This is a genomic window from Bergeyella porcorum (assembly GCF_042427575.1).
Lineage (GTDB): Bacteria > Bacteroidota > Bacteroidia > Flavobacteriales > Weeksellaceae > Bergeyella > Bergeyella porcorum.
In genome coordinates this window covers 1-8,974 of record NZ_JBHMFD010000030.1, presented here as the reverse complement: position 1 = coordinate 8,974, position 8,974 = coordinate 1, and the positions used below count along the sequence as shown (strand labels likewise).

Below are 8,974 nucleotides of genomic sequence, written 5' to 3'. Positions count from 1 at the left end.
GCATATTCCCCTAACTTTAAGCTGTATGGGGGGAGCATCACCGGAATTAGACGGATAGGGTATTGCTGGGAGTACAAGAATTGTAATATTGCTACAAAACTTAATATCAGGTATTTTTTTAGGCCTTTCATTTTAGCTACTTCTATATGATTATTGAACAATCATTTTTTTTACCAAAGCTTCATCTTGTGTTTCCAATATGATAAGATAGGTTCCCGAAGGAATTTGGTAATTAAATGGGACTTCGAATTCCGTTGCTTTTGATAGAGTTTTTGGAGCAAATGGCTCATGGGAAATCATATCCATCAAGCGAATTTTTATATCAGCTTCTTCATATAGTTTTACGATAACTTTATAAACCCCTTGGTTAGGATTTGGAACGATGGTAAATTCTTTGATGTTTGAAATCCTCGCTGGTTCTAATTCAACTCCTGATAGGTTTTGTTCTACAATAACATCCTTATAGAATGTTTTTTCACATTCACCTTGCTTTCCTTTTAATCCAAATTGATAACTTCCAGTATTGGAAAATTTCACTTCAAGATAATCATCATTTTTTTCAATAATCTGAATGCTTGGTTCGTTTGGAATAACCCATTCTACTGACTGTGGTTTTGTGGGTGAAGTATTCACTAGCTTAACCGATGCTTCTGTATAGGCGTGAGTAGCAATCATAAATTGCGGGTTAAGAATTTCTGACGAATTCCTAATGGTGATAGTATCACTAGCAGAACATCCCTTAGAATCTGTTACTATAGCAGTATAGGTTCCTGCTATACTAAGACTTATTTTGGGATTGGTAGAAATTATCTTTCCGATTTGATCCATCCATTGGTAAGTTGCCCCAGCATCATTGATGCTAATATCATAATCTTGGCTATCTCCTGCACAGAGAGTAATATCTTTACCGAGATTAATAACTCTTTGTTCTGGTTCAACTAATGTATATTCTTTGCTGATACTACATCCATTGGCATCAGTGAAAGTAACTATGTAGGAACCTGCTTTTAGGCCAGAGATTTGTTCTCCAATCATTCCATTCGACCATTTAATGGAATATGGCATTTTCCCCCCTGAAACTTTAATTTGAATACTACCATTGGCTGAACCGAAACAAACGGGATTATTAATACTTATATCTGATATTTCTAGTAACTCAGGTTGTTGAACAGTAGCGGTTCCTTTTATGGTACATTTATTAGTATCAGATACAAGTACGGAATAAACACCAGCAGATAGACCTGTAACAGTTGGAGTAGTGGCACCGTTTGTCCAGCTATAGGTATATGTACCAGATCCCCCAAAAGGAGTCACCGAAACTTCACCTTCATTTAGGCTATTGCATTTAACTGTGCTGCCTTGCACAGATAAAGTGAGTTGTGATGGAAATACCAAGCTAAATTCCGCTTCTGCTTTATTCTGATTTTTATCCACTACCAATATTTTGTATTTACCTTCTGTTAAATTGGATAAATCTGTAGTGGTTTGTCCATCTATATCTTGATATGCACCATTGATTTCTTTTTGCCATTGATAAGCGTAGTTACCAACACCTCCTTTGGCGAGTGCTGCTAGCGATCCATCTTCAAAGAGGTCGAAAACACCGTTGTTATTTTTATCAAACTCGATGTTATTTTTATAAACATCATCATTTTCAGAATTACAAGATATACCTTTTTGTAGTTGGATTGAAACTATTAGAGGTTCAGGTTGCTCCACAATAAACTCTTGAGAGATAATCCCACAAGCTGTCTGTGCAGATGTTGCAGACTCATAATTGGCATCCTTTACAGTTAAGTAATATTTTCCAGCAGGTAGCTGGTCTAATTTTATGGTAAATGGATTATTTTGTGCGTCTGTCGTAATTTGCCCTGCTGGCATAACCGTTCCTGTAGGAGAATCTTTTCTCCATTCATAGTAATAGCTCTTATCAGTATTTGGCGTACCACCTTCTACCCTTACAGAGATATACCCGTTGCTTAATCCATAGCCTGTAGGTTGTACAATCTGTGTATTGTTGATTGCAATAGGTGCGGAAGGCTGAGATAGCGTAACTTTTTCTATTTTATCTAAATTATTAGTATCCTTGGCAGTACAGCCGTTGCTGTCTCTTACCAATATATTATAGGTTCCTGCTGATAATCCTGTTATTGATGTAGATGAACCGTTGTTGAAATCTACCCAATTAACTCCGCTATCCAATGAATATTGGTATTTATTCTGCCCACCCGAAGCCGATAGATTTATTGCACCATCGCTGCCCTCAAAGCAGTTGATGTTTTTTTGAGAAGTTACTGTATATTTAACGGGAGTAGGTTTGGTAATGATAAATTCTATATTATGCGTAGGAGAATCTGTATAAGTGGGTTGACCTTGGTAGCTTCCTCTGGATAGTTTTAAAATATATTCTCCTGCATCTAAATCATTTATTGTATATTGAGTAGAATTCTGAAGCGAATCGGTTAAATCATAATTATTTATTGCTGAGTTTGTCGCTTTATCTATGAGTACAGCCTGTAATATCTCTCCAGTAAATAGTTTCCTGTCAAAATCTAAAGTTACTTTTCCATCTGCACTATACGAACACAAGGGATGAGAGATAGTACTATTTTGTATATGAGGGGCGGATTTTTCATATGTAAATACAATTATATTCGATGCAGAATTATTACATCCGGAATTTACTCTTATATATACATTCTTACCTAGATCCGTATCAGTTAGGAAATCCTTTCCTCTTAAATTTAATATGTCTATATTGTTATACTGAGAGGGAAACGGTATAAAGTTATTTGGATCTCCTATAGCATATTCCCAGTTATAAAATTTTCTATCGATTTTGTCATCTAAAGAAATTTTTAATAATTCATCACTTGAAATTATCATTTGATTAATATTGGGCTGATTTAAATATATATTAGGAGTTACATTAATATCGTAAATTATATTTCTAGGATTCTGCATATCAAGTGCACCATTCGTACTAAAACAATGAGAATTAGTAATATTAACTATTTGAGAATAAGAATCAGTTTTCTTGCATCCTATAATAGCTTTGGTTGTAGATTCTGCATCAAATTGTATTTTAGTAATTTGTTGATTTTTATCAAATTCATAAATATCAATAAACTCATCACTAACATTATATTTAGGAGGTTGATTATGAATGTTATGACCATTATCTACAATAAAAACACGAGTAATACCTCCTTCGCCTTTGCAAGCCGAAAACCCCCTCTCAACATGAAATTTGGTGGTGAGCTTATATATACTATTCCCATTAAGGTTCACTTGTGCTTTTGTTTGTGGAAAAAAAAATAATATCATCAATAATAAAACTCTTTTCATATCTGTGTTTTTAAAATTCAATAGTTATTTTTTCGGTCTTGGCAACCCTGTTATTTTTCAACATTGGCTTGATGAGATAGGTGTATGTATTGCCTACTGCTACATTTTTGTCTTCAAGAAAATTTTGATTGCCGTTCAGTGTTCCCCACATCATTGGTTTTTCATTTCCTTTTTGGCGATACACCACTATTTCTTCGATATTATCAGCCTTTATCTTCCAGCTCATCTCAATCTTATGACTAGTATGATCTACCGAAGGCGTAAGGTTATTAATAGCCTCCATAGGAAGCATATTATTACTCCGTAAAGTGATTTCTTGAGAGTGGTCGGATTTTAATTGACTTTTGTCTATCGCCATAAGATAGTAGCGGTAGCGTTTTTCATTTTCTACATCTTTATCAGTATAGGTATAGGTTTCCTTTAAATCTTTAGTTTCGAAGATTTTATGCCATTCTTTATCCTGAGATTCTAATGCTTGCCGATACAGCTGGTGGACTTCTACATCATCACTATGGCTTCGCATCCAGTTCAATGTGATATTACCATTTTCCTCCAGCTTATAATCTGTAAATACAGGCATCATTGGTTTTACCTTATCAGGTTTTTCCAGTTCTATAATTTGTGATGGCTCCGATTGGTTTTTTCTTTTATCCATTGAAATGACATAATAGTAAACTTTGGAGTTCAAATTTTCCAGTATAACCTTATCTTCAAAACGATTTTCTGAGATGGCTTGTGGCGTGAGTCGTAGCATTTCTTCTCCTTTCTGAACTCCTCTGAAAATATGGTAGCCTTCTAAATCTTTTTCGGTATTGGGTAGCCATTCCAGATGAACCACCCCTAATGAATCTATCTTGCCTTTAAAGCCTTTGGGGATTGCAGGCGGCTCGTTGTCTTCTGGCTGAACCAACATAGCAAAAGATTCTCTTTTGGCACCGTTTTTGCCCACGGCTTTTATTTTGTAATAATTGGATGGAGCAGAGCTTTTAGTGGTGATACTTCTTGCAGATGCTGGGATCTTATTGTTAATTGTTTTATAAGAGTTTTGCTCATCTGTTTCGGAATGTATTAGCTCAAAACCGATAATGTCTTTTTCAGCATCAGTAGAAAACTCCCAATTAAGTGTAATATCTTCATTATTCTGAATGTTAAAATTTACAATTCTTGGAGCATTTTCTAAGGCTTTTATTCCCATACCTGAAACGATTTGAGAATAAGGCCCATATTCTCCAAAAATATTTTTACCTCGAATACGGTAGGCATAATTTTTATTGTTTTGGGCTAAAGAATCAATATAGACCATCCCTTGAGCGGGCTTATCATCTTTATCATTCATATTCATTACGGGAAGGTCGCCCAATGATTTAAAATCGGTCCCGTTTTCTGATTTTTCTATGTAGTAGCTGGTATAAATATCTCTTAATTGTAGGTAAGACCAAGACAGAGTAACGGTTTTATCCTGAAATATTCCTATAAAATCTAATGGCTGGGGTAAAAGCTGATAATCTTCAAGACTTGCAATAGCATCTCCCTTCTCTACCAATAAAGGTGTTAGAGCATTATTTTTTAAGTTTATGCTGATACTGTATAGGTATTTTTCTCCAGGTTTAACATCTCTGTCCACATACCCCCAACCTGCGAGTTCTGCTACCTTGAAATCTAAATCCGCAGCCATAAGAGCAAAAGCAAACCGTTGGTCTAGCTCCTGAGATTTATTCATAATACCTTGCAATTTGTCTTTTTGTTCTCCTATTTCCACTTCGAAGGATTCTCCGAATAAAGATTGTGCAACGATGGCGGCATTATCATTTTTTTCTATTATAGACATCCATTCCTTTTCGGGTTTTGGCATAAAAATGCCTAAATCTTTTTCCTCAGGTAGATGGAGTAGTTTCCCATCTCTAGAAAGCGTATATCTTTTGAGATTAAAACCAATTTTATTAGCTTTCTGCCACGCTATGGGTTCATCTACTGCCCAGCGTAATGCAATCTCATTTTTCTTAATACCTGCTTTTATACGGATATGTGGCACTATTTGACGCCCTCCTATTTCCTTTTGTTGTGCAAAAGATAGAGAGATTGTAAATACAAAAATGGTGAGAATATATTTTCTTAACATAAGCTTGTTGTTTTTGAATAGAGGTATATTTTGATAATTGCACTAAGCTGAGATAAAGACTTACTATACGCAATAGTCTTTCTACCTAGCCTTTTGAGGTGAGTTCTTAGGTTTAAGTTCATTCTTTCTATATTTTGGATTCCTTTCGGAAATATGTTATGAATTTCTCTTGGGATAAGATGCTGGTAATTTTTTAGCTTATCTGTATAGAGTTTTATTGGCTCCGAAATCAAAACATCTCTTATCACTTTCCGAAGTGTTTTATTGGTTCGTTTACCTATACAAAATCTTACAATTTGTTTACTACACTTTTCTAAGGCACATACTATCCAAACCTTATTCTTTTTCTTACTGATATAGGTGCAAAGTTCGTCTATTTCGTAAGATTTTTTTAAGTAAAGCGTTGGAAGCTGTATTTCTTTTGCAATTTTAATAATCTTTTTTGACACAGAGGTTGTAGATATTCTTAATAATCGGGAAATACTTCTGGTGCCGCAACCTTCTCGGAGTAGAGCTATAATATTTTGGTTAATTGTGGCTTTACAGGCATTATAAATATAGGTACTCTGCCAAGTTATTTTGCATTTTTTGCAAAACAGCCGTTGTATTCCATTGGAAGATTTTCCGTGCTTTATGCCTCCATTTTGGCACTTCCTGCATTTATGTAATTCTGTTATCTGCATACTTACAATTTACCCACAAATCTGATACACCTATATTGTACCTCAATATTTTAAGTGTTCTATTTTCTATTATTTTTTGCTTTTGGATGCCTTAGTATATCTGTTTTTGATATTTTAGAATCTTGGTTACTTTTTATTTGTGTTAATTTTCAATTACTTACATCTATACCCACAAATCTGATACACGACCTTTTATTTTTATCCATTTTGTACCATCGTACCTTAATTTTTCTATAATTTCAAGGTCTCCATTTTCTAACAAAATATCAAATTTTATATTCGATCTAATTTGATCTGCTGCTCCTTGTAGTTTAAACCAAGGTATTGCTTCTCCATATTCAATCTATACCTATTAGGAGTTTTTTAATCTTCTGAATAAAACAACTCTTGCTCAAACTCTTTTGATAGTTTTACTTCCCATATTCCATAAATATGAAAAATATCATCACCATATATATCCTCTGATAGACTTTGAGATTCTTTACTTCTTTTGGAGGATGACAACAACATAAAAAATCTGTTTAGATAACTTTGAAAATAAAGCGTATATGTAGTCTCTTCTTTTGTATTTAATATTATAGAATGATTGAAAGGGATGGTTTTAACATCTATTTTTTTCGTATTAAAAATATCTCCTACTATTCCAAACCAAATATAAAAAGATATATCTTCTTCAGAAATACAAATAGCTACTTGATTGCCAAATATATTAATATTAGCTCCTGTTTTTTTTAGTCCTTTGAAAACATTCAGAGGATTATAATATGCATATTCTTTAAATTCTCTTATTATTTCAATTTTTGTTTTTTCCATTTTCCTTTTTCAAATTTTAAAACTTCTATAATTTCTATGTGTTCTGATATTTCTGAAAATTTTTTATTTGACCTAATCTGATCTGCTGTTCCTTGTAGTTTAAACCAAGGTATTGCTTCTCCATATTCAAATTCTAAGTTTAAGGGCAACCCTTTTTTCATTTTAAATTTATAATAGTAAGTCCCTTCTGTTATAGGATTAGATAAAGCTCTTGAATCATATGTAAAAACTAAATCTTCTACTCCTTCTGTACTATTAAGTACAGGACTAGCAAATCTTCCATCCAATTTTTCTGCATCTTTACCTACTTGAAACCTATCAAAGATTTTTCCAGCCAATTCTTCTCCTTTTTCTATTTTAGAGATGGATTTTGCACCATTAAAAGGAGGCCAAATAACTCCATTCCATTCATTTATTTTATTTTCTTTAAAATACTTATAAAGTTCGTCCCATTTTTCTTCACCCCATAGTTTAAATGCTATCTTATATTGTTCTTCTGTTGCTTCAAAGGTTTTTATAAAATCGTCATATTTTATCCCTCTGTAGATTTTACTTGCTATAATCCCAGTGCCCTCGCCTTTTACAATCAACTTCTCCACCAACTCATCTGCTTTACTTTCAGATAATTCTTCTAAACCTTTTAAAACTGTTTTTGTTTTAGAGATTTTAGAGGCTTTTCCAACTTGTCCAACAACAGGGACAAAAGTGCTTGCAACAGGTATTACCAATCTCCCAGCTTCATAGCGTCCTGCGTTTTCTTTACTGGTAACAAGATTGTAGTATCCAGCAATCTTGTTTTTAATATTTTTGGTAAGAGTTTTAATTTCTTCCCAACTATCTATTGCTTCTTTAATTTCCGTAAGAGCGTTGCTAATATCGCTTCGCAGTTGTATCGCATCTTCGCAAGTTTTTATCTGTTCTCTAAGGTTTTCTACCTTCGGTTCGTAATATTTTTCTTTTATCCAAGACCAGATTCCTGTGCTTTGCTGTGCTTGTGATAATTTTTCAAGCAACGCACGGTATTCCGTTTTGTTTAATTCTATATCCTTGTCTCTACACTCAAGATAAGCTAAGGTATAAGCATAGGCTAGATCAGTTATATTTTCTTCCAGTTTGCCTGAAATTATCAAATTAATCATTTCCACAATACCATCTAGTTCTGAATAACCGCCGTCTATTACTCCAGACATAAAGGCTATGTCAGTAACATCATAGTAATCTTCAGTAGAGGAGTTTTCCCAGAAACATTTTGGCACTATACCTGGTTCTTTGCCAGGCTTCCATTCTTGGTCATTACAGTTTTGGTAAAATGCTTTTGCCTTGTCGTAAGTATTTTTTAAATCTTCATAAAACTGCTGTAATGTTTTATCTGTATCTTGTATAATTATCTGATAACTGCTTTCTACATTGTTTTTAGGACAAGTCCATACTTCTCTTGGTGTTACTTTAGAACTATCGGTATAATTTACATTTTCTTTATTTGCAATAGCATACTCATAGGTTGTACTATAGGTTGGTACATTACAAAGATCGTTTCCAATTACATAAAGATAAATTTCGTCTTTACCTGATGGGGTTACATTTAAGATTTCACTTGGTGGTAAGGATTCGTTTTTATCATTAATGTATTTTCCATTTTGATACTTATACGAAACTCCATTGTAGACTACCCCAGGGACAGTACCTTTTGGATGGCCTGTGAAACTACTAATTGTTGAAGTTGTTTTTAATTTTAAGGGTTTCCAATCTGGTGTAAACCAGGTTTTTCCTGCCAACTCTCCACTTTCTTGCTTTTGGAAAGCATAGATTTTAAACTTCGGGTCGTTGATTTGTTTCCAGTCTAGGTGTGATAGGATTTCTCCTTGACTGTAATCCATCAACAAAGGCGTAGCACCTTGTGTAGTGCCGTATTCTTCCCAAGGGTGTTCCAGTTTGAATACGCCGTGTCCAAGTTCGTGTGCAGCAGTTTTATTTTTTGCCTTTCCGAACACATACCCAAACTGTCCGTTTA

The 8,974-nt window shown here is 34.0% G+C and carries 5 protein-coding genes; all 5 read right to left on the bottom strand.

Annotated features, from left to right (window positions below):
* Positions 1 to 150: 150 nt before the first annotated feature.
* The gene (locus tag ACFFUE_RS10780) at positions 151 to 3,348 is read right to left on the bottom strand and encodes a SprB repeat-containing protein (RefSeq protein WP_376835265.1); all 3,198 of its coding nucleotides are present in this window, start codon (positions 3,346 to 3,348) and stop codon (positions 151 to 153) included.
* Between the two features lie 10 nt (positions 3,349 to 3,358).
* Positions 3,359 to 5,467: a fibronectin type III domain-containing protein gene (locus ACFFUE_RS10775; protein ID WP_376835263.1), complete on the bottom strand. Its 2,109-nt coding sequence runs from the start codon at positions 5,465 to 5,467 to the stop codon at positions 3,359 to 3,361.
* Complete coding sequence (locus tag ACFFUE_RS10770) at positions 5,461 to 6,150, bottom strand: IS1 family transposase (protein ID WP_376835261.1); 690 nt, start codon at positions 6,148 to 6,150, stop codon at positions 5,461 to 5,463. The genes ACFFUE_RS10775 and ACFFUE_RS10770 overlap by 7 nt, the downstream gene beginning before the upstream one ends.
* Positions 6,151 to 6,513: 363 nt before the next feature.
* Entirely contained in the window at positions 6,514 to 6,963 is a 450-nt protein-coding gene (locus ACFFUE_RS10765) for a hypothetical protein (RefSeq protein ID WP_376835259.1), read from the bottom strand.
* A complete protein-coding gene (locus tag ACFFUE_RS10760) occupies positions 6,939 to 8,954 on the bottom strand; it encodes a hypothetical protein (protein ID WP_376835257.1) in 2,016 nt (671 codons plus the stop codon). The genes ACFFUE_RS10765 and ACFFUE_RS10760 overlap by 25 nt, the downstream gene beginning before the upstream one ends.
* Between the last annotated feature and the right edge of the window lie 20 nt (positions 8,955 to 8,974).

What these genes read in the sequence shown, in the direction of transcription:
- ACFFUE_RS10770 (WP_376835261.1), bottom strand. Translation starts at nt 6,150, where the DNA reads ATGCAGATAACAGAATTACATAAATGCAGGAAGTGCCAAAATGGAGGC.
- ACFFUE_RS10765 (WP_376835259.1), bottom strand. Translation starts at nt 6,963, where the DNA reads ATGGAAAAAACAAAAATTGAAATAATAAGAGAATTTAAAGAATATGCA.
- ACFFUE_RS10780 (WP_376835265.1), bottom strand. Translation starts at nt 3,348, where the DNA reads ATGAAAAGAGTTTTATTATTGATGATATTATTTTTTTTTCCACAAACA.
- ACFFUE_RS10775 (WP_376835263.1), bottom strand. Translation starts at nt 5,467, where the DNA reads ATGTTAAGAAAATATATTCTCACCATTTTTGTATTTACAATCTCTCTA.